Annotated in this window: 19 protein-coding genes and 1 other RNA gene; 7 read left to right on the top strand and 13 right to left on the bottom strand. The window is 53.7% G+C overall.

Annotation, left to right across the window (positions count from 1 at the left end; translation table 11 throughout):
- Positions 1–20: 20 nt before the first annotated feature.
- Both rnpB and rsmI read right to left on the bottom strand, forming a co-directional pair.
- Positions 21–377: RNase P RNA component class A (gene rnpB / locus ACJJIE_RS22370), an RNA gene on the bottom strand.
- A gap of 59 nt (positions 378–436) precedes the next feature.
- A complete protein-coding gene (gene rsmI / locus ACJJIE_RS22365) occupies positions 437–1,279 on the bottom strand; it encodes a 16S rRNA (cytidine(1402)-2'-O)-methyltransferase (protein ID WP_444893030.1) in 843 nt (280 codons plus the stop codon).
- A 39-nt stretch (positions 1,280–1,318) separates the two neighbouring features.
- Between rsmI and ACJJIE_RS22360 the strand changes: the two genes are divergently transcribed.
- From ACJJIE_RS22360 to ACJJIE_RS22345, 4 genes are all read left to right on the top strand, one after another.
- Positions 1,319–3,232, top strand: a complete 1,914-nt coding sequence (locus ACJJIE_RS22360; protein WP_444893029.1) for a penicillin-binding protein activator — start codon at positions 1,319–1,321, stop codon at positions 3,230–3,232.
- Positions 3,219–3,581 (top strand): YraN family protein, encoded by a 363-nt coding sequence (locus ACJJIE_RS22355; RefSeq protein WP_444893028.1) that lies wholly within the window; start codon positions 3,219–3,221, stop codon positions 3,579–3,581. Before ACJJIE_RS22360 ends, ACJJIE_RS22355 begins: the two co-directional genes overlap by 14 nt.
- Before the next feature lie 64 nt (positions 3,582–3,645).
- Positions 3,646–4,236 (top strand): SIS domain-containing protein, encoded by a 591-nt coding sequence (locus tag ACJJIE_RS22350; RefSeq protein ID WP_108734203.1) that lies wholly within the window; start codon positions 3,646–3,648, stop codon positions 4,234–4,236.
- Between the two features lie 3 nt (positions 4,237–4,239).
- Complete coding sequence (locus ACJJIE_RS22345; protein ID WP_444893027.1) at positions 4,240–4,830, top strand: BON domain-containing protein; 591 nt, start codon at positions 4,240–4,242, stop codon at positions 4,828–4,830.
- 70 nt (positions 4,831–4,900) lie between these two features.
- On the opposite strand, the gene ACJJIE_RS22340 is transcribed toward ACJJIE_RS22345, so the two are convergent.
- Complete coding sequence (locus tag ACJJIE_RS22340; RefSeq protein ID WP_444893026.1) at positions 4,901–6,091, bottom strand: acetyl-CoA C-acyltransferase; 1,191 nt, start codon at positions 6,089–6,091, stop codon at positions 4,901–4,903.
- Positions 6,092–6,265: 174 nt separating this feature from the next.
- On the opposite strand from ACJJIE_RS22340, the gene ACJJIE_RS22335 reads away from it, so the two are divergent.
- Together ACJJIE_RS22335 and ACJJIE_RS22330 are read left to right on the top strand one after the other, a co-directional pair.
- Positions 6,266–6,862, top strand: a complete 597-nt coding sequence (locus ACJJIE_RS22335; RefSeq protein ID WP_444893025.1) for a LemA family protein — start codon at positions 6,266–6,268, stop codon at positions 6,860–6,862.
- Positions 6,863–6,864: 2 nt separating this feature from the next.
- Positions 6,865–8,772, top strand: coding sequence for a M48 family metallopeptidase (locus tag ACJJIE_RS22330; RefSeq protein WP_444893024.1), 1,908 nt, complete (start codon positions 6,865–6,867; stop codon positions 8,770–8,772).
- A gap of 38 nt (positions 8,773–8,810) precedes the next feature.
- Here ACJJIE_RS22330 and ACJJIE_RS22325 read toward each other — a convergent pair whose 3' ends face one another.
- The 9 genes from ACJJIE_RS22325 to zapE all read right to left on the bottom strand — a co-directional run bounded on the left by ACJJIE_RS22325 (position 8,811) and on the right by zapE (position 17,227).
- Entirely contained in the window at positions 8,811–9,434 is a 624-nt protein-coding gene (locus tag ACJJIE_RS22325; RefSeq protein ID WP_413663026.1) for a Yip1 family protein, read from the bottom strand.
- A gap of 107 nt (positions 9,435–9,541) precedes the next feature.
- The gene (locus tag ACJJIE_RS22320; protein ID WP_444893023.1) at positions 9,542–10,729 is read right to left on the bottom strand and encodes a GGDEF domain-containing protein; all 1,188 of its coding nucleotides are present in this window, start codon (positions 10,727–10,729) and stop codon (positions 9,542–9,544) included.
- Positions 10,730–10,863: 134 nt separating this feature from the next.
- Positions 10,864–11,259, bottom strand: coding sequence for a ClpXP protease specificity-enhancing factor (locus tag ACJJIE_RS22315; RefSeq protein ID WP_108735312.1), 396 nt, complete (start codon positions 11,257–11,259; stop codon positions 10,864–10,866).
- A gap of 25 nt (positions 11,260–11,284) precedes the next feature.
- Complete coding sequence (locus ACJJIE_RS22310) at positions 11,285–11,911, bottom strand: glutathione S-transferase N-terminal domain-containing protein (RefSeq protein ID WP_108734210.1); 627 nt, start codon at positions 11,909–11,911, stop codon at positions 11,285–11,287.
- A 107-nt stretch (positions 11,912–12,018) separates the two neighbouring features.
- Positions 12,019–14,253, bottom strand: a complete 2,235-nt coding sequence (locus ACJJIE_RS22305) for a ubiquinol-cytochrome c reductase (protein ID WP_444893022.1) — start codon at positions 14,251–14,253, stop codon at positions 12,019–12,021.
- Positions 14,250–14,849 carry a ubiquinol-cytochrome c reductase iron-sulfur subunit gene (gene petA, locus ACJJIE_RS22300; RefSeq protein WP_413663029.1) on the bottom strand — a complete coding sequence of 200 codons (600 nt, stop codon included), beginning with the start codon at positions 14,847–14,849 and terminating at the stop codon, positions 14,250–14,252. The genes ACJJIE_RS22305 and petA overlap by 4 nt, the downstream gene beginning before the upstream one ends.
- A 302-nt stretch (positions 14,850–15,151) precedes the next feature.
- On the bottom strand, positions 15,152–15,544 hold the full coding sequence (rpsI, locus tag ACJJIE_RS22295) for a 30S ribosomal protein S9 (protein ID WP_282933887.1): 393 nt from the start codon (positions 15,542–15,544) through the stop codon (positions 15,152–15,154).
- A gap of 15 nt (positions 15,545–15,559) precedes the next feature.
- The gene (gene rplM, locus ACJJIE_RS22290) at positions 15,560–15,988 is read right to left on the bottom strand and encodes a 50S ribosomal protein L13 (RefSeq protein ID WP_444893021.1); all 429 of its coding nucleotides are present in this window, start codon (positions 15,986–15,988) and stop codon (positions 15,560–15,562) included.
- A gap of 114 nt (positions 15,989–16,102) precedes the next feature.
- On the bottom strand, positions 16,103–17,227 hold the full coding sequence (zapE, locus tag ACJJIE_RS22285) for a cell division protein ZapE (protein ID WP_444893020.1): 1,125 nt from the start codon (positions 17,225–17,227) through the stop codon (positions 16,103–16,105).
- Between the two features lie 345 nt (positions 17,228–17,572).
- Here zapE and ACJJIE_RS22280 point away from each other — a divergent pair, with 345 nt between their 5' ends.
- Positions 17,573–18,013 (top strand): Z-ring associated ZapG family protein, encoded by a 441-nt coding sequence (locus ACJJIE_RS22280; protein ID WP_282933890.1) that lies wholly within the window; start codon positions 17,573–17,575, stop codon positions 18,011–18,013.
- 88 nt (positions 18,014–18,101) lie between these two features.
- Here ACJJIE_RS22280 and sat read toward each other — a convergent pair whose 3' ends face one another.
- Positions 18,102–19,292 (bottom strand): sulfate adenylyltransferase, encoded by a 1,191-nt coding sequence (sat, locus tag ACJJIE_RS22275; RefSeq protein WP_444893019.1) that lies wholly within the window; start codon positions 19,290–19,292, stop codon positions 18,102–18,104.
- Positions 19,293–19,509: the final 217 nt, after the last annotated feature.

Genomic DNA, 19,509 nt, shown 5'->3' with positions numbered 1-19,509 from the left:
CGAATGCCGGGCTTTTGAAATTGTTGAGCTGGCCTGTAAGCCGGGTTCTGTCGAGGACAATCATTCATCTGGGATGCCTGTCACCAGACACCTCAAGCGACCTACCCGCCCTCAGTGCGGGTCACACCTATAGAGGGCCTATTTGGTCTTGCTCCGAACGGGGTTTACCATGCCGCGGACTGTTACCAGCCGCGCGGTGCGCTCTTACCGCACCCTTTCACCCTTACCTGTACTCCCAAAAAAGGAGCCATCGGCGGTCTACTCTCTGCTGCACTTTCCGTAGGCTCGCACCCCCCAGGCGTTACCTGGCGTTCCACCCTATGGAGCCCGGACTTTCCTCCATCGCACAAGACGACAGCGATTGCCCGGCCAGCTCGCGGCGAAGAGTAAAGAGGCGACAGACGGATTGCAACAGGCAATTGCAGCAATCAGTGCCTTATTTTTGCTCCAGGCTCCAGTTGTACAGGGCTTTCTTTTTCACTCCAGTAATTTCGGCAGCGATCGCCGCCGCTTTTTTCGGCGGTAACTCTGCCAGCAACAGTGACATCACACGCTGCGCCTCCCCATCCAGCTCACTGTCACGAGAGCGCTCCGCACCACGTACCATCAAAACAATCTCACCGCGCTGCTGATTGCTGTCAGCGCGGACCCACTCAACCAACTCTGCCAGAGGCATCAACTGAAAAGTTTCAAAGGCCTTGCTGACCTCGCGGGCTATCACCGCTTCGCGATTGCCGCCGAACACGGCCGCCATTGCCTCCAAAGTGTCGGCAACCCGGTGAGGGGCCTCGTAGAACACCAGGGTACGGGTATCACTGGCCAACTCCTGTAGGGCTCCCTCACGGGCACCGGACTTAGCCGGCAGGAATCCCTCGAAACTAAACTTGTCACTGGGGAGTCCGGCGGCGCTCAGTGCGGAGATAAAAGCACAAGCCCCCGGTATCGGGGAGACTTTGATTCCACGCTCCCGGGCTTCACGTACCAGGCGATAGCCGGGATCTGAGATCAGTGGGGTGCCCGCATCGGAAATCAAGGCAATGGTCTGGCCCTGCTCCAAACGCTGCAAAATCTGCTCTGTGCGCTTGTCATCCGAGTGATCGTGATATGCCATCAATGGCGTATCGATATTAAAATGGGAAAATAATCGCTGACTGTGACGTGTGTCCTCCGCCGCAACCAGATCGGCACATTGTAGAACTTCGATCGCTCGCGGTACCATATCGGCCAAATTACCAATGGGCGTAGCGACAATATAAAGCAGCGCCTGATCCGGCCCCATAGCTGTTCACTCCAAATATAAATATTGCGGGAGAAGATTATGTCCGCCTCTTCCCGGCGCACCTCTACTGTAATCACCAGAATGGCAGCTGCCTCACTGGCAGTCGCACTGGCTGCTTGCCAGACACCGGCTTCCCGGCCAAACGTTTACCAGCCGGATTATTCGGCCGGCCACACCGCAAGCCGCAGTGAAGCTGTACGTATGCTGCGCAGTGCCGACACCCTGCCGGCACCGGCGCGGGATCAACAGCGCCTGCAAGCGGCCGCTATTCTATACGAGCTGGGAGATAAAGAGACGGCAAAAGAGGCGGTAATCAAAATTACGCCCGAACAGCTGGACGACAACCTCTTCGCCAGCTATGCACAGGTCTATGGCAGCCTACTTGCCGCAGACGACGACTTCTTTGAGGCCCTCGACCTGGCAGCCTCTCCACGCCTGGAAAATGTGTGGCCGGAGTTACCACAGAAGACTGCCTTACCTCTACGCAGCCTGCGCGCTGACCTATGGGGACTTCTGGGAAATCTCGACAGCGCAATTAGTGAGCGGCGCGAAATCTCCTATATCGCCCAGTCCGACGAAGCGATCACAGAGAATAACAACGGCTTTTGGCATCTCTTGACCCAGCTGCCCTCCAGTGAATTGCAGGCTCGCGCCACCCAAAGTAATGACACCCAGATGCGCGCCTGGTATCAACTCGCCCTGCTGGGCCGCGACACCCAGACGGATATCAGCTCACAGCTGACCGCACTCAGCCGCTGGCGCGAGCGCTGGCCCGCCCATAGTGCCAATTCCCATCCGCCACAGGCATTGCAGCTGTTAGAGCGCTTGGCCGCCCAGCGGGCAGACCGCGTGGCGCTGCTCTTGCCACTGTCCGGCCCCCTGGGCAACGCCGGCAGGGCAATCCGGGATGGCTTTATGGCCGCCCACTACACCGCTCTGAATGCTGGCGGCGCAACTCCGAAAGTGATGGTTTACGACACCGGTTCCGATCAGCCATTTGAGGAAATTTACCAGAGCGCCGTAGATGCCGGTGCGCAGATGATTGTTGGCCCACTGGATAAGAGCAAGGTAGCCAACCTGCTTGCCACAGAAAAACTGCCAGTGCCTACTCTCGCCCTCAACTACGGCGATGAGGGGCGCCTGACCACAGACCTAGTCCAGTTTGGCCTGGCAATAGAAGATGAAGCGCGGCAAATTGCCCAGCACGCTTACCGGCAGGGCAAGCGACAGGCAATGGTCCTCACCGCTGACAATAGCTGGGGGCAGCGCGGCGCTGAAGCATTTGAAGAAGAGTGGCTGCGCCTCGGTGGCTCAGTTAGCATTCGCCGAACGTTTAAGGACAACAGCAAGTTCTCAGCCCTGGTCAGCGATGCCCTGTTAATTCCCGCCAGCAACGCGCGCAAGAAGGAATTGCAGAGTCGCCTGGCGGCAAAGCTGGAATTTACCCCCAGACGCCGTGACGATGTCGATATGGTATTCCTGGCAGCACAACCCCAGCAGGCGCGCCAGCTCAACCCCATGCTGACCTACTACTACGCCAGTGACCTGCCCGTATACGCCACCTCTCATGTCTTTGGTGGCAGCATCAACCGCAATCGCGACAGGGATATGAACGGTATTCGCTTTACCGCCCTGCCCTGGCTATTTGAAAGCAATCAAACCAAGCAGGATATCGAGGAGCAGGCGTCGCCCGTACCGGCTTTTGCCAGACTGTATGCCCTAGGTGCCGATGCCTTCCGCCTCTACCCGCGCTTGCCTATGTTGCGCCAATTCCCGGAACAGAAAGTACACGGTCTCACCGGCGCATTGAGCCTGAGCGCTGATGGCCGCATAGTGCGCGAACAAATGTGGGCGCGAATCGACAAAGGGGTGCCGGTGCCCATCACTACCGTCGAGCCCCAGTTGCCGCAGCGGGAGCCGATTGAATTAAGTGGGAATCGTGAGGCTTTTTAAGGGCTCAAGCGGTACTGTCGGCAGCCAAATGGAGGCTGCCGCAGCCCGCTATTTGCAGCGCGCGGGGCTCACCTTATTGGAGCGCAATTATCGCAGTTCACACGGAGAGATAGACCTTATCGCCCGTGAAAGCGATACTGTCGTGTTCGTGGAGGTGCGCTTCCGCCGTAAGAGCCAATTCGGCGGGGCCGCAGCCAGCGTGGATTCACGCAAGCAAGCTAAGCTACTGGCCACTGCCAGCCGCTATTTGCAGCAACATAAACTGGACTGTCCGTGCCGCTTCGATGTCCTTGCCATAGATGGCGATGCACAAAACGTCCAGTGGATTAAAAGCGCCTTCGAAGCCTGAGGCAAAACCGAGATTTACCCCGTCAAGTTATGGTGAGTTCGAGCTCACCTGAATTAAGGACACAATGGAACAGCGAGTCGTAACCCTTTTTCACCACAGCCTTGAAGCCACAATGAACGCTGGCGAGATACTGGCCCCGCTGATTGCAGAAGCCAGCGAAATGGTGGTGCATACACTCTTGGCAGAGAGCAAAGTCCTGCTCTGTGGCAATGGTGTCAGTGGCGCATTGGCGCAAAGTTTTAGCTCGCAACTGACCGGCGGCTTCCAGCGCGAACGCCCCGGCTTACCGGCTATGGCCCTCAACAGCGACGGCGTCTCCATGGGCACTGTTGCCTCGAACCACGGCGGTGCAGACACCTTCGCACACCCGGTTCGCGCCCTGGGGCAGCCCGGTGATCTTCTCGTAATCATCAGTAGCGATGGGCGCGACTCAAACCTGGTTCAGGCCATGCGTGCGGCTCGGGACCGGGATATGGGCATACTCGCACTGACCGGCGGTGATGGCGGCGACTGCGCCGCCCTGCTCGATACCCATGATATTGAACTACGGGTGCCATCCGATGTCGCAGCAGAGGTACACCAAGTACATCTTCTGACAATTTTTTGCCTGTGCGACCTAATCGACAGTAGTTTGTTTGGTGGCTACGAGGAATAAACGATGAACAACAAAAAGTTGACCCTGGGGAAATATCTCCTGGCTGCCTTCGCGGCAACCACCTTGTTAGCTGGATGCAGCACTGTATTGGAGGCCACCCATGACGGTCCCATACAGCAGGACCCCGGCGAGCGATCTTTTGGCACCTATATTGATGACCAGCGCATCGAGACAGTGACCACAGTCAATATCAACAAAGCTCACCCGGACCTGAAAACCTCGAATATCAATATCAATTCTTTTAATGGTGTTGTACTGCTCACCGGCCAGGTGCCCAGCCAGGAACTGCGCCTGCTCGCCGGGCGCACAGCGGAACAAGTACAGAATGTTCGCCAGGTCTACAACGAAATTCAGGTGCGCGGTAAAGTCACTTTACTGGCTAGCACCAGCGATACCTGGCTAACCACCAAGGTGAAAAGCAACTTGTTTGCCAATAAGGAAGTAGACAGTGGTCGCATCAAAATCGTGACCGAGAATGGAGTTGTTTATTTGATGGGACTGCTAACTCCTGCCGAAGCGGAACGGGCAGCCGAAGTGACCCGCTCGGTAGGCGGCGTACAGAAGGTTGTAAAAGCAGTGGAATACATCAACTAATACTTCCCGCACTACACAAACAAAAACGGAGGCAACTGCCTCCGTTTTTGTTAGCGCTCAAGTCTGTAACTTATACGCGCTCTATAGCAACCGCTGTAGCCTCACCGCCACCAATGCATAGGCTTGCCACGCCCTTCTTGGCATCGCGCTTTTCCATCGCTGCCAACAGGGTAACCAGGATACGGGCACCGCTAGCACCTAACGGGTGGCCGAGGGCACAGGCACCACCGTTAACATTGACCTTTTCCCAGGGCAAATCGAGCTCACGCATTGCAGCCATAGTCACTACCGCAAATGCTTCATTAATCTCGAATAGGTCCACATCCGCCGCAGACCAACCGGCATTCTCCAGCAGCTTGTGCATAGCGCCGACCGGAGCCGTAGTGAACCACTCAGGCTCACGGGCAAACTGGGATTGCCCCTTGAGAACAGCCAGAATTTTCAAGCCGCGCTTCTCGGCTTCACTTTTGCGCATCAACACCAGCGCCGCAGCACCGTCAGAAATAGAGCTTGAGTTCGCAGCGGTTACAGTGCCGTCTTTACGGAACGCCGGTTTTAGCTGAGGGATTTTGTCTGGACGGGCATTACCTGGGGCCTCATCGACACTCACCTCAATCTCACCTTTGCGAGAGGCAATCGTGACCGGGGAGATTTCACGAGTAAAATCACCACCTTCAATCGCGGCCTGGGCACGCGCCAGAGATTCCAGGGCAAAAGCGTCCTGCTCTTCGCGGGTGAAATCGTACTTATCGGCAGTAGATTCGGCGAAAGTACCCATCAGCTTGCCATCTGCAGCATTTTCCAGGCCATCCAGGAACATGGAATCTTTGACCTCTCCATGACCGAGGCGCATACCAGAGCGGGCCTTGGCCAGCAGGTAGGGGGCATTGCTCATGCTTTCCATACCACCAGCAACGATAACCTTACCCTCACCCATCAGCAGGGCATCGCGGGCCATCATCACAGTCTTCATTCCGGAGCCACACACCTTGTTAACAGTGGTGCAAGGAGTGCCGACAGGGATGCCTGCACCCAGTGATGCCTGGCGTGCCGGAGCCTGACCGACACCTGCCGGGAGCACACAACCCATCAGCACTTCATCCACATCGGCAGGTGCCACACCCGCGTCCTCAAGGGCTGCGCGAATCGCCGCAGCACCCAACTGCGGGGCAGTGAGGGCTGAAAGGCTGCCCTGCATAGCGCCCATTGGCGTACGCGACATTCCGACAATCACTACAGGGTCCGAAGTTACATCACTCATTCTGGCTGCTCCAAGTTCTGTGCCGCCATCACTGTGGTGGCGGCAATTGTTTTAATGTCGCCGCATTATAGCCGAAGCCCCACCCCGCTCCGCCAGGGGTGCGACCGGTGCGTATCAGTATCAGCCCATCGTGTTACTATTTACGCCACCAACAGGGATAAATAGGGGAGCGTTATGGGGTCTACGGGACTTATTGTGCTGGCGGTGGTCATCGCACTGTTCTTTTTCATCATCAGTATCTTTAACAAACTGGTTTCACTGAAAAACCACAGCGAAAATGCTTTTGCGCAGATAGAGATACAGTTAAAGCGACGCCACGACCTGGTACCAAATCTGGTAGAGAGTGCCAGGGCATACCTGAATCACGAGAGGGAAACCCTGGAAGCGGTAATCAGTGCGCGTAATACCGCAATTTCAGACCTTAAATCTGCCGCTAAAAACCCTACCAATCCGGCCGCCATCGATAAGCTCGGCCGCGCAGAAAGCCTTCTCAACAGCGCTCTGGGTCGCCTGAATATGGTGATTGAGGCCTACCCGGAATTGAAAGCCGACCAGACCCTTCGCGAACTCAACGAGGAGTTAAACAGCACCGAAAACCGCGTGGCATTTGCACGCCAAGCTTTTAACGACTGCGTCACCAGCTACAACATCTACAAGCAGAGCTTCCCCCCAGTATTTCTGGCCGGCTTTTTTGGCCACAGAGCCAACGCCCAACTGCTTGAGTTCGCAGACTCAGAAACCTTTCAAGTCGCGCCACGTATCGAGTTTTAAATATGAACTTTTACGTTCATCAGGACAAAGCCAAGCACAGCAGTCGTTTGCTGGTTTTCCTCTTCAGCCTGGCCCTCATTGCCCTAATTAGTTTGAGTACCCTGGCTACGGCGGCCATGGTGTCACTGTCTCGCGGCCAACCATTTACTCCCTTTGACGTTGTGCAACTTCTGGGCTGGGAGACCCTTGGCTCAATAGCCTTTGTCATCGGTACCGTCGTTATCCTGGGCAGTCTGTACAAGTTCCATCAATTATCCCCTGGGGGAAAGGCTGTGGCGGAATCCCTAGGAGGGCACAAGCTTAATACTTCCGCGCGAACTGAGCGGGAAAAGAGAGCACTCAATGTTGTGGAAGAGATCGCTATTGCAACAGGTATTCCGGTACCCGATGTCTACATCATTGAGGACAGCACCATCAATGCCTTTGCCGCTGGCCAAAACCCTACCGACGCCATTATTGGCCTGACGCGGGGCTCCTTGGAAAAGCTTACCCGGGAGGAGCTACAAGGAATTGTTGCCCACGAGTTCAGTCATATTCTCAATGGAGACATTCGTCTAAACACCCAAATCACCGGGCTGTTACATGGAATCTTAATTATTGGACTTTTGGGGCAGCTCCTTGTCAGAAGCCCGGCACCCCACAGGCGCATAACCCCCATAAGATATCCGCTACTAGGCCTGGGAATAACTCTGATTATCCTCGGCTACACCGGTACGCTGATCGGCAACCTGATCAAGGCCGCTGTCAGTCGGCAACGGGAGTTTCTTGCCGATGCCTCCGCAGTACAATTTACTCGCAACAACCTCGGTATTGCCAACGCACTGAAAAAGATCGGTGGCCGCGATTTAGGCTCAGAACTCAGCAGCCCCAACGCAGCAGAGTTTAACCATATGTTGTTCGCGGTTGGGGTAAAACACTCGCTGCTCAGCCTTTTTGCCACTCACCCTCCACTACCGGTGCGTATAAAGAGGTTAGAACCCGCCTGGAACGGCCTATTCGCCAATACGGAAGAACAGGTAAAAAGTGAAGCCCAGACTGTAAAACCCAGTGAATTGCAAAATCCTCAGTTCGCCATGGCCGCTCCTACAACGCCTTTCCAGGCTGCTCTGGATGCGGTGGACAACAGCATTGCCAAACCAGATACACACCAAGTTGAGCTTGGGCATCAACTGCTGGGTTCTATTCCACCTCTGATCCAACAGGCTGCACACGAACCTTTTACCGCCCGGGCACTGGTTTACTACCTTCTTCTGCACAAGGATAAAACCGAGCGAGACAAACAGCTAAACCTCTTGGAGAAAATTGCCCACCCCGCTGTTATCCGCGAGATGAAAAAACTCACACCACATATGGAATCACTGCCGAGCAACGCCCGCCTCGCATTGATAGACCTATGTATCCCGGCCTTGCGTGCCCTAGTCCCTCAGCAGTACCAGATCTTTAAACGAAACCTTATCAAGCTTCTACACAGCGATGGGAAAGTTGAAGTTTGGGAGTGGGCCTTATACCGGGTATTAATGCACGCGCTCGACGGCGCTCCAGATCGACAGCGCCTCTCCCACAGCAAACATGCCAACAAAGATGCTTCACGATTTATCATTGCAGCCATCGCCCATGCGGGAAACAGCCAATACCTTCCAGCAAAACGTGCTTATGAGAAGGGACTCAGTGCTCTCAGGCTTGAAATAACCCCGCTACCCGGCATCGCTGATATCACCCTGCCACGACTGGACAAGGCCATTGCAATCGCCAGCCTTATACCGCCCCTGGAGAAACCCGACTTACTGAAAGCGATTGTGATCACCTTGAATCACAATGGGGTAATTAAAGCGGAGGAGATCGAACTGTTAAGGGCCGTCGCTGACAGCCTGGACTGCCCTATGCCACCGATTATCCATAAGGCTAGATAGCCGCACAACGCCAGCAGAAATGCTGGCGCTGCGGACTTTTAATGGGCATGGTGCTGATAAACCGGCCCGATGCCCACACTCCATAAAATGACGGAGCCAATAAGCACCGTAACCATCATTACCAGGGCAACGGTTAATACTGCACAGGCATACAGAAATGCTCGATCCTTATTCATATTCATCAGGATCGGAATGCCGGCAAAGACCAGGTAAATAGAATACATCCCGGCAATGCCTACCGACGCCATCGTGAGCCAGGGGTGCGGATAAAGGACGACGATACTCGCCAGGAAGATTGGCGTAGTAATAAACACCGCAAGTGCCGTCCCTTCATAATGGCGCGTGGGCTCATCGCCCTCAACCCCGTAGGATCGCGCCATCCAGTTAATAAACTCTCCGAGGCAATAGACGCCAACCAGCAATGCAAAGTAAGTAACAACCGACAGAACAGCTGCACTTTCAGGTGTCAGCTTTGCTAGATGTCCCCCAACCTGAAAGCCTACCCGGGTAACCCCAAAGTAACCGGCCACAGTAGGAATCAACGCCAGAAGCGGCACATGAGTTACAAACACCTCAAAAAAAGAATGGCGATCAGCGCGTATCGCTTTCCACTCTTTTTCCGGGTTGGTAAGAATACCTATTGTATGACTGAGTATCCGCACACCAAATCTCCCTTCCAATACCCTGCTTTGCAGTATCGGTGGCGCACAACAGATTGACCAATGCCAAAAGGGAATTAAGCGTCACTTTCAAATTTACTTGATTTATATCAGCTGTGGACCGACAGGCAATTTCGCCCGCTGCGCTTTGCTTTATAAAGCGCTTGATCAGCCGCTTTAAGGATATTCTCGGGTTTCTTTAGTTTTTTATTGCGGTGGGCAACGCCAATACTCACAGTAACTTTTACTGGCCTCCCTCCGCCCTTCCCCCTTAGTGAGGCCCCTGCGGCAAGACGCCCCGATGACCTTAGGCGCAGTGGGTAGCTTGAGATTTTCTCCCTGATTTTTTCCAATAAAGCTTCTTTCTCCTCGCGACTGCGGCCCGGAAGATAAATAACAAACTCCTCGCCGCCATAGCGAAACACGGTACCGTGAGAGTGGCGCGCGAGTTGAGCCGCAACCATTTGCAAAGCCTGATCACCCACTTGGTGCCCATAGCGATCATTCAGCTTCTTAAAATGATCGATATCAACCATGGCAAGGCTGTAATTCCATGCTGGCGTCAGCATCTGATAGCGGAAGGCCCGCCTGGAATGAAGCCCAGTCAGCTCATCGCGAAACGCCAATTCATAACTGGCCCCAAGCAGCGAAGCGACCAACAATATTCCTGCTACAGACCCGGTAAACTCGAGAGGAAGGTTCAACCAAACACTGCACAGCAACAAAATAGAGCAACTAAACAGACCCATAGCGGTGGGGCCAGGGTAGAGAAAAAGTAAAGCAAAAGCACCGAGAGCGGAGACACTGCCAATCAATTGTGGCAACGAAAATGCGTCGGATAAAAACCCGGACAACCCGCTGGGCAAATTCTCGACCGGAAATGCCAGCCTCAGCGGCGCGCAGCAATCGTAGAGCAAGACAAAACCCACCCCCTCAGCCAGCAAAAACAGGCCCCACAGCAGCCCAAAAATACTGAAGACACTGCGATCACGACTGCAAGTAAACAAAACAAGATTTACCGCAACCAGTGAAAGATATAGCGGGAGATCCCTGTGCAAGCTGGGGAGCAACTGGGAGTGAGCCGCGATGTACAGGGTCATGATAAGCAGCGCTGAAAGCGCAACCCGGCTTGAGCGAAAACCAAAACTGAGCAATGCCGCCATAGCCAATAGCAACACAGGCAGCTGCGGACTGTATAAGTGGGTCAGATCGATCCAGGGAAGATACTGCGCAACGAGAAGCACCAGAAGCATCCCTGGCAGCCAAATAAAGCGCAGCCATTGAAGGTACGGCGGCATGACATTCGCGGCAATAAAAGATAACGCGACATTATACGGACTTGGGACAAGCCTATACCCGGAACCGGGTCACAAAAGTGGAGGAAGGGAACTGGCAGGGCTTTAGAAATCTGCCCTACCAGCGAAAAGGAGCACTATTTAACGACACGCAGAGCCGGTTTTTTCACCGATTTTTTACCCAAACTGGTGGGTGGCGTCGGTTCGGGCGGCTCTGGAGTTTCCTCGGCCTCAAATACCATCCCCTGCCCGTTTTCCCGCGCGTAGATTCCGACCACAGACCCCACAGGAACTTGGATATCTGTCGGAACCCCGCCAAAACGGGCGTTAAACCTGATGGCGTAATTATCCATAGTCAGACTGGCAACCGCTGATTCCGAGATGTTCAGCACTATCTGACCATCGTCGTTCACATGTTGTTGCGGCACCAAAACACCGGGGAGGTGCGTATCAACCAGAATATAAGGAGTGCACCGGTTATCGGTTATCCACTCGTAAAACGCCCGCAGAATATAGGGACGATTGGATGTCATGGCCGGCTTGCTCACCAGTATTCCCTCAACGCATTTCCCGTTCGTATTCGGTCAGACTCTGCTGGAATGCCTCACGGGCAAACAGGCGGTCCATATAATCCAGCAACGGCTTAACCTGCTTGGTTTTCGGAAGGCTGATTTCAAACTGCTCAAGGCGCCACAACAGCGGGGCCATGCAGCAATCCACCAGAGAAAACTCTTCATTAAAGAAGTACGGCAGGTCGGTAAACATTGGAGCGATACCAACCAGGTTGTCGCGCAGTTCTTTGCGAGCGGAGGCCGCGTCCTTACCACCGGCAAGGATCTTGTCCACCAGAGGACACCAATCGCGCTCGATACGATGCATGATCTGGCGGCTCTGCGCGCGGGCAACTGGGTAAACCGGCAGCAGCGGCGGATGCGGGAAACGCTCGTCCAGATACTCCATCATCACTTTGGTCTCGAACAGAACCAAGTCGCGATCTACCAGGGTTGGCAGGGAGTTGTAAGGATTGAGGTCAGCGAGTTCAGCTGGTTTATCATCGGCGTCCACATCGGTGATATCGACGGAAACCCCTTTCTCTGCAAGTACGATACGTACTCGGTGGCTATAGTGGCTGCGACCATCGGAGAAGAAGGTCATCGAGGAGCGCTTGTTGGTAGGCACACCCATGTTCAAACTACCTCAAACTTTAAGCCGGCTAGAGCCGACCTTTTATTCAAAATATAAAAGGGCAGTGAGTAAACCCACCACCCATTAGAGACAAACTAGCGACGGCTTTAGTGGTGCACGTCTTTCCAGTATTCGCGGTTCAGCAACCAGGCGAAGATAAAGAACACAAAAATAAACGCCAGCACATAGAAGCCAACACGCTTGCGATCTTCAGCCATCGGCTCAGCAATGTACTCCATAAAGTTGACGAGGTCATACATTGCCCCATCAAACTCTTCAGGTGTCATAGAGCCCTTCACCTTACCGACTTCCAGGCTACCACAGGCAGCATCCATAATCGGGTTGCCGAGCTCATCGCGGACAACTTTACCGTGGTCGCGCTTGGGACCAGGGGCACACTCCTGCAAGCCTTGCAGCTCCATCAGAACGTGAGGCATGGCCACACTCGGGAAGACCTTGTTATTTACCCCGGTAGCACGACTGTCGTCCTTATAGAAGCTGCGGAGGTAAGTGTAGAGCCATTCCGGTGAGCGAGAACGAGCAACCAGCGTCAGGTCCGGCGGCGCGGCGCCGAACCATACTTTGGAATCATCTGGACGCATGGAGATTGTCATCAGGCTGCCGATCTTGTCGTCACCCAAAACCAGGTTCTCCATCATCAACTCAACCGGGATATCCAGGTCAGTGGCCACACGCTCCCAACGGGAGTAATTGGCACTATGACAACCCATACAGTAGTTGACGAAGTACTTGGCACCGCGCTGCAGGGACGGTTTGTCCCGCAGGTCGATGTTGATGTGATCCAGCTCCACCTCAGATTCTGCACCTACCGCTTTAATCGGGATAAAGGTCAGCAGGCCAACAACGATAATACCAATAAACAGGATGCCGAAAGTTTTACCGCCAGACGGGCTGGTTACACGCTCGGGCTCTGGGTAAACCTCATCGCGGCTAGTCAACCAAGGCAGTATTGCAAAGAAGCCAGCCAGCAACAGGGCTGCAATACCCACAAAGGTATTCACAAAACCGTTCTTACTCGCATCTTCATTGCCAAAAGTAAAGTTTGCGAATGCCATCCACAGGAACAGTACTGCAAAAGCCCCACTAACAATCCACGATCCCAGCCCTTTGCGTGCCTTCGGATTAGACCAAATAGGCATGGTCATGAAGAAAGCAAAGTAGAACAGGGTTCCCACCTGAGACAGGAAGTTACGTCCCGGAGTTGGAGATTTAACACCCAGGTAACCGAGGATAATAAACACTGCGGCAAACAGGAGCAGCAAGCCCTTGGGCAACCACCCTTTGTAGCGGATCGAGCGAACCGGGCTCTTATCCAACCAAGGCAGTACAAACAGAATTGCAATAGCAGCACCCATTGCAACAGTACCCAGGAACTTAGCCGGCAGAGGACCAATATCGATAGTTACGGCACGCAAGATTGCGTAGAACGGCGTAAAGTACCAAACCGGTGCGATATGCGGTGGCGTCTTCAGCGGGTTCGCCTCTTCGAAATTAGCGTGCTCCAGGAAGAAGCCGCCCATTTCCGGGAAGAAGAACACAACAGTTGCGAAGATAAACAGGAATACCGCAATACCTACCAGGTCGTGAACAGAGTAGTAAGGGTGGAAAGCAATACCGTCTTTGGGGATGCCATTCTCGTCCTTGTTCTTCTTGATCTCGATGCCGTCTGGGTTGTTGGAACCCACTTCGTGCAACGCCAGGATATGCAAAACTACCAGCAATACCAATACCAGCGGCAGTGCAATAACGTGCAGAGAGAAGAAGCGGGTCAGGGTAATACCAGAGATCAGGTAGTCTCCGCGAATCCACTCAACCAGGCTATCGCCAATACCGGGAATTGCTCCAAACAGAGAAACAATTACCTGGGCACCCCAGTAGGACATCTGGCCCCAGGGCAGTACGTAACCCATAAAGGCTTCTGCCATCAGCACCAGGTAGATACACATACCGAAGATCCACACCAGCTCGCGGGGCGGCTTATAAGAGCCGTACATCAAACCGCGGAACATATGCAGGTACACCACCACGAAGAAGGCAGACGCACCTGTGGAGTGAAGATATCGTATCAACCAACCCCACTCCACATCGCGCATGATGTACTCAACCGAGGCAAATGCCTCCTCGGCAGAGGGGTTGTAGCTCATAACGAGCCAAATACCGGTCAACAGCTGGTTGACCAGGACCAACAGGGAGAAAACGCCGAAGAAATACCACAGGTTAAAGTTTTTGGGCGCGTAGTACTTGCCCATGTGCTTATCCCAGGCCTGGTAAATGGGTAGTCTCTGATCTACCCAATCACCGAAATCTGCGAGCCATTTCATGCGGTGCCCTCCTGGTCTACGCCAATCACGATTACATCGTCGTTTTCATAGGAATAAGGCGGCACCTCCAGGTTGGTAGGCGCGGGAACACCGGTATAAACACGGCCAGCCATATCGTATTTGGAACCGTGACAGGGACAGAAGAAGCCACCCATCCACTCATCGCCACCCAGATCGGCAGCACCCACTTCCGGGCGGTACATAGGCGCGCAGCCAAGGTGCGTACACAGGCCAACCAACACCAACAGCTTTGGCTTGATAGAGCGGTTTTCCGGATCTACATAAGCTGGCTGGATAGACTCCTCGGAGTTAGGGTCGCGCAGTAGAGGCTCCACTTTCTCCAAGTCTTGCAGTATTTCATCGGTACGGCGCACAACATAGACCGGCTTACCTCGCCACTCTACAGTGACCATTTGGCCCGGTTCAACTTTGCTAATGTTGTATTTAACCGGAGCGCCCGCAGCTTTCGCCTTGGCACTCGGCTTCCAGGAAGCGACGAAGGGAACGGCAACCCCCACCGCACCCGCGCCACCAACAACTGAGGTGGCAGCGGTTAGAAAACGGCGCCGTCCTACATTTACACCGTCATCACTCATGACGTAGTTCTCCCATCACAGCGACCCCGATAACCCGGAGATTCGCTGGCCCAAACCCAAAAAGTCTTGAAAGAAGTCCCGCCCCGGCAGATTGCCCGCGCGAATAAACCCCACAAATCAAGCGGATACAAATCGGCGCAATGTTAAAGAAAATGCCAATTTGATACAAGGCAATGCTATGGGGAACGTCGGGAATCACGCGGCGAAACCGCGATAAATCCAGCAAAAGTCATAAGAGCGCTGGATAACCACAGATACGGGAATATAAAAAAGCCCGGCAAAAGCCGGGCCAAAAAGAAAGCTTAACGCTTGGAGAACTGCGGCTTCTTACGCGCTTTGCGCAGACCCACTTTCTTACGCTCAACCTCACGGGCGTCGCGGGTAACATAACCAGCGGCGCGCAGCGGTTGACGCAGCGCTTCGTCGTACTGCATCAGGGCACGGGTCAGGCCGTGACGGATAGCACCCGCCTGACCAAAGGAACCGCCACCTTTAACAGTAACAGTGATGTCGAATTTCTCGACCATTTCAACCTTTTCCAGCGGCTGACGCACGATCATGCGAGCCACTTCACGGCCGAAGTATTCGTCCAGAGTGCGACCGTTTACGGTGATCTTACCTTCGCCTGCTGCGAGGAATACACGAGCAGTAGAGGTCTTGCGGCGGCCGGTACCGTAGTATTGAGTAGTTGCCATCAGATTTATTCCCGTTTAGATCGCCAGTTCAATCGGCTGTTGAGCCACATGAGGATGTTCACTGCCGCTGTATACTTTCAGCTTCTTGAACATGGCACGACCCAAAGGACCTTTCGGCAGCATGCCTTTAACGGCGCTTTGAACGGTGCGCTCGGGCGCTTTTTCGATCAGCTTTTCGAAGCTGATGGATTTAAGACCACCAGGGTAGCCGGAGTGGCTGTGGTAGATCTTGTCTTTGGCCTTGTTACCGGTCACGCGAACCTTTTCTGCGTTGATTACAATGATGTAATCGCCAGTGTCCACGTGGGGCGTGTATTCAGGCTTGTGCTTGCCGCGCAGGCGGGTTGCGATCTCGGCAGAAATACGGCCGAGGGTCTTGTCCGCAGCGTCAACAATGTACCAGTCGCGTTTTACCGCCTCTGGCTTGGCACTGTAAGTCTTCATGTTATAAACACCTGTAATATGACCCCCAGAATTAGGGGCCGTCCCACAAAAGAGCGCGGATAGTACAAAAGGAGTGTATGCTTTTCAAGCGGAATTTACCCCGACTCGACAGACTTATTCGGGGCGATGGGGCCGCTCCAGATATTCGCGGGACTGCATCTCCAAAAGCCGACTCACCGTGCGCTCAAACTCAAACTTAAGATTCCGGCCGACGTACAACTCCTCAGCTGGAACCTCCGCAGAAATCACCAACTTCACGCACCGGTCGTAAAATTCATCTACCAGATTAATGAAGCGACGCGCCTGGGCATCCATACGCTCATCAAACTTGACCACCGACCCCAGAAGCACCGTATGGAACTCCCTGGCCAGCTCGATATAGTCATTTTGCGATCGCGGCCCATCGCATAGATCCACAAAATCAAACCAAGCAACATCATCCGCTACTTTCAAGGCTCGAATTGGGCGCCCCTCCACTTGCAGCTGAACCTCGCTACGAGCTTCGCAGCCGCTGACACTCAGCTGTGAAAAACTCTGCTCCAGACTGTTATCCGCCTCAGGTCCCAGCGGAGAATGATATAATTCCAATATCTCCAGGGTGCGCAGCCGGTAATCGGTACCGCTATCGACATTAACCACCTTGGTGTACTTCTCCAGCAGATCAATGGCCGGAAGAAACCGTACCCTCTGCAACCCATCCTTATATAAGCCTTTGGGCACAATATTCGAGGTCGCCACCAGGGCCACCCCCCGGCGGAACAACGCATCCAACAGGCCGGCCAATATCATGGCATCGGCAATATCTGAGACGAAAAACTCATCAAAGCAGAGCACCCGAGCGCGGCGGGCAATCTTATCTGCCACCTTCTCCAGCGGATTCTTCTCCCCTGCGTACTCCTTTAGATCCTGGTGAACTCGACGCATAAAGCGATGAAAATGGGTACGCTGTTTTTCCGCGAATGGCAGGGACTCAAAAAACGCATCCATTAGGTAGGTCTTTCCACGACCTACCCCACCCCAAAAGTAGAGACCCTTCTCGGGCTCATTAGCGCCACTGCGAATACGGGACAAGAAACTGACGATCGCACCGCGCTCAGACCGAGCCACCAGGCGCCGATGAAGGTCCTGCAACTCCTCAACTGCCTGACGCTGGGATTGATCCTCAACGAAGTCCGGGCGCTGAAGATCACTCTCATAACGCTCAAGCGGGGAAGAAAATAGTGGTTTGGCGGGCAACATAGAGGAAAATTTCTTCGACTACTGAATAACTGGCGCGCACTCTAACAAATTCAACCATTCAGCGCACAGGACAAGACAGTCGACACCTCAATTACCGGTGCAACCATCCGAAATAGCCAGCCCTCCCTGCAAACTGGAACCTGGCGCCAAGCATTCTGTCGCAATTAGCCGGCAACATTGAATTGTCAGCGTAATAATCGCGTATACTGGCCACTCTATTATGAGGGGCTACAGCCACGTAACATCGGCTGCCCACAGTGCAGACACCGGCAAAGCCGAACACAGGCAGCCTCACCTCTTCGCGAGGTGATCTGTACAATAAAAAGCAAGTTGAGGAGGTAGCAAGTGCACTCTACATCGGTATTAATTCTAGTCGGCGTCCTCGGTATGACCCTGGGTGCATTCCTGGCATTCCTAGCTGTGCGCGGGCGTACCAGTGTGGAGCGCTCAGAGGAGCTGGAGCAGAGACTCCGTGAGGCCAACAACAAGCTCGAAGATTTCCAGCTACAGGTCAACGATCACTTTGACCAGACGTCACAACTCGTCCACAACCTCACCGAAAGCTACAAAGAGGTTCACGAATACCTCTCTAATAGCGCGCTGCGCCTATCCAGCCAGGATATTGGTCGCCAAATGCTGAAAGCCGGTAGTGGGAAATTAAATGACAACGATGAAAAGCTGCAGGATATAGAGCCACCTCGCGACTGGGCCCCAAAAGAACCTGGCGCCAAAGGTACTCTTGCCGAAGACTATGGACTCGAAAAAGAGGCTCACGAAAGCAGTTAGGACAGACTGAGGCCACCAGACAGGGGGCTAACACAGTTTTTCCAGATATAAAAAAGGCGGGTAACTACCCGCCTTTTTTGTTTGGCACCTACAGACTCTGGTAATAGTCCATCAAAATCTGCGCCACTTCAGGACGGGAAAACTCCGGGGGCGGCGCAATACCATCACCCAACATTTCACGCACTTTAGTGCCTGAGAGCAGAATAAAGTCTTCTTTGGTGTGATCCGGAACATCACGCATCATAACCACCTTATTCAACTTCTTGGAATAAGCAGTGTGATCAGCACGGAAGATCTCAATCTCAAGAGCACCCTCGGGTACCTTCTCATCAAAAATAGTCTGCGCATCAAAAGCGCCATAGTAATCGCCAACACCAGCGTGATCGCGACCTACAATCAGGTGGCTACAGCCACAGTTCTGGCGGAATACGGCATGCAGTACCGCTTCGCGAGGGCCTGCATACAGCATATCGAAGCCATAACCGGTAACCATCACAGTATTTGCCGGGAAGTACAGCTCTACCATCTTGCGAATGGAAGCATCGCGCACCGGAGCGGGGATATCGCCAGGCTTCAACTGGCCGAGCAACATATGGATCAGAACACCATCCGCTTCTACGCCATCCAGGGCCATTTTGCACAGTTCTTCGTGAGCACGGTGCATTGGATTGCGAGTCTGGAATGCTACAACCTTATTCCAGCCACGCTCCTTGAACTCATTGCGAATTTCAACTGCAGTGCGGAAGGTGTCCGGGAAGTCACTTTGGAAGTAGCTGAAGTTCAATACTTCAATCGGCCCTGAAACCAAGGTGCGACCAGCAGATTTGAAGGTTGCAACACCAGGATGCTTCTCATCCAGAGTACCAAACACCTGCTCAGCCATGGTGTCCATTTGCTCTTCAGAGATGGTTTCGATCGCTTCAACATCCATCACTGCAAGAACCGGGTTACCCTCTACGTTCGGGTCGCGCAGGGCAATACGGGAGGCACCCTCGATTTCACTGGCATCTTTTACAACGTTAACAACCGGCACCGGCCAGAATAAACCATCTACCGTGCGCAGGGTTTCAGCGACACTCATAGCATCTGCCAGATTCATATAGCCGTGCAACGGATTAAAGTAGCCCGCCCCAAGCATTACCGCATTGGCGGCGGCAGCAGAACTGACCACGATTGACGGCAGGGACTCCGCTTCGTGCATCAATTGGTGATGCCTTTCACTGTCATATACAAAGCGCGGCTGAAGCTCAACGCTGCCATGGGGGCGAACTAGGGACATTTAGGTCTCCAAAAACAGTAGTTACCGGTTAGTCTTAAAATTTCGACTGGCCATTATACGCATCTATCGCAAGCGACCAATCTCAATGGGATGCAGGAATCACATTATACCCAGCAAATAAGGCCCACCGATCAATTCCCCCGCCTCCTACCCCCAACCTCACAGATATACCAAAATTGCAATTCAAGGAAGTTGTAAATAAAAAGCGCCCAACGCA

This window comes from Microbulbifer maximicatervae (SeqCode), assembly GCF_052467325.1.
Note: the sequence above shows the minus strand (reverse complement) of the source record. Positions and strands in the feature narration are given on the sequence as shown.

What these genes read in the sequence shown, in the direction of transcription:
- rsmI (WP_444893030.1), bottom strand. Translation starts at nt 1,279, where the DNA reads ATGGGGCCGGATCAGGCGCTGCTTTATATTGTCGCTACGCCCATTGGT.
- ACJJIE_RS22360 (WP_444893029.1), top strand. Translation starts at nt 1,319, where the DNA reads ATGTCCGCCTCTTCCCGGCGCACCTCTACTGTAATCACCAGAATGGCA.
- ACJJIE_RS22350 (WP_108734203.1), top strand. Translation starts at nt 3,646, where the DNA reads ATGGAACAGCGAGTCGTAACCCTTTTTCACCACAGCCTTGAAGCCACA.
- ACJJIE_RS22345 (WP_444893027.1), top strand. Translation starts at nt 4,240, where the DNA reads ATGAACAACAAAAAGTTGACCCTGGGGAAATATCTCCTGGCTGCCTTC.
- ACJJIE_RS22340 (WP_444893026.1), bottom strand. Translation starts at nt 6,091, where the DNA reads ATGAGTGATGTAACTTCGGACCCTGTAGTGATTGTCGGAATGTCGCGT.
- ACJJIE_RS22335 (WP_444893025.1), top strand. Translation starts at nt 6,266, where the DNA reads ATGGGGTCTACGGGACTTATTGTGCTGGCGGTGGTCATCGCACTGTTC.
- ACJJIE_RS22330 (WP_444893024.1), top strand. Translation starts at nt 6,865, where the DNA reads ATGAACTTTTACGTTCATCAGGACAAAGCCAAGCACAGCAGTCGTTTG.
- ACJJIE_RS22320 (WP_444893023.1), bottom strand. Translation starts at nt 10,729, where the DNA reads ATGCCGCCGTACCTTCAATGGCTGCGCTTTATTTGGCTGCCAGGGATG.
- ACJJIE_RS22315 (WP_108735312.1), bottom strand. Translation starts at nt 11,259, where the DNA reads ATGACATCCAATCGTCCCTATATTCTGCGGGCGTTTTACGAGTGGATA.
- ACJJIE_RS22310 (WP_108734210.1), bottom strand. Translation starts at nt 11,911, where the DNA reads ATGGGTGTGCCTACCAACAAGCGCTCCTCGATGACCTTCTTCTCCGAT.
- ACJJIE_RS22305 (WP_444893022.1), bottom strand. Translation starts at nt 14,253, where the DNA reads ATGAAATGGCTCGCAGATTTCGGTGATTGGGTAGATCAGAGACTACCC.
- petA (WP_413663029.1), bottom strand. Translation starts at nt 14,849, where the DNA reads ATGAGTGATGACGGTGTAAATGTAGGACGGCGCCGTTTTCTAACCGCT.
- rpsI (WP_282933887.1), bottom strand. Translation starts at nt 15,544, where the DNA reads ATGGCAACTACTCAATACTACGGTACCGGCCGCCGCAAGACCTCTACT.
- rplM (WP_444893021.1), bottom strand. Translation starts at nt 15,988, where the DNA reads ATGAAGACTTACAGTGCCAAGCCAGAGGCGGTAAAACGCGACTGGTAC.
- zapE (WP_444893020.1), bottom strand. Translation starts at nt 17,227, where the DNA reads ATGTTGCCCGCCAAACCACTATTTTCTTCCCCGCTTGAGCGTTATGAG.
- sat (WP_444893019.1), bottom strand. Translation starts at nt 19,292, where the DNA reads ATGTCCCTAGTTCGCCCCCATGGCAGCGTTGAGCTTCAGCCGCGCTTT.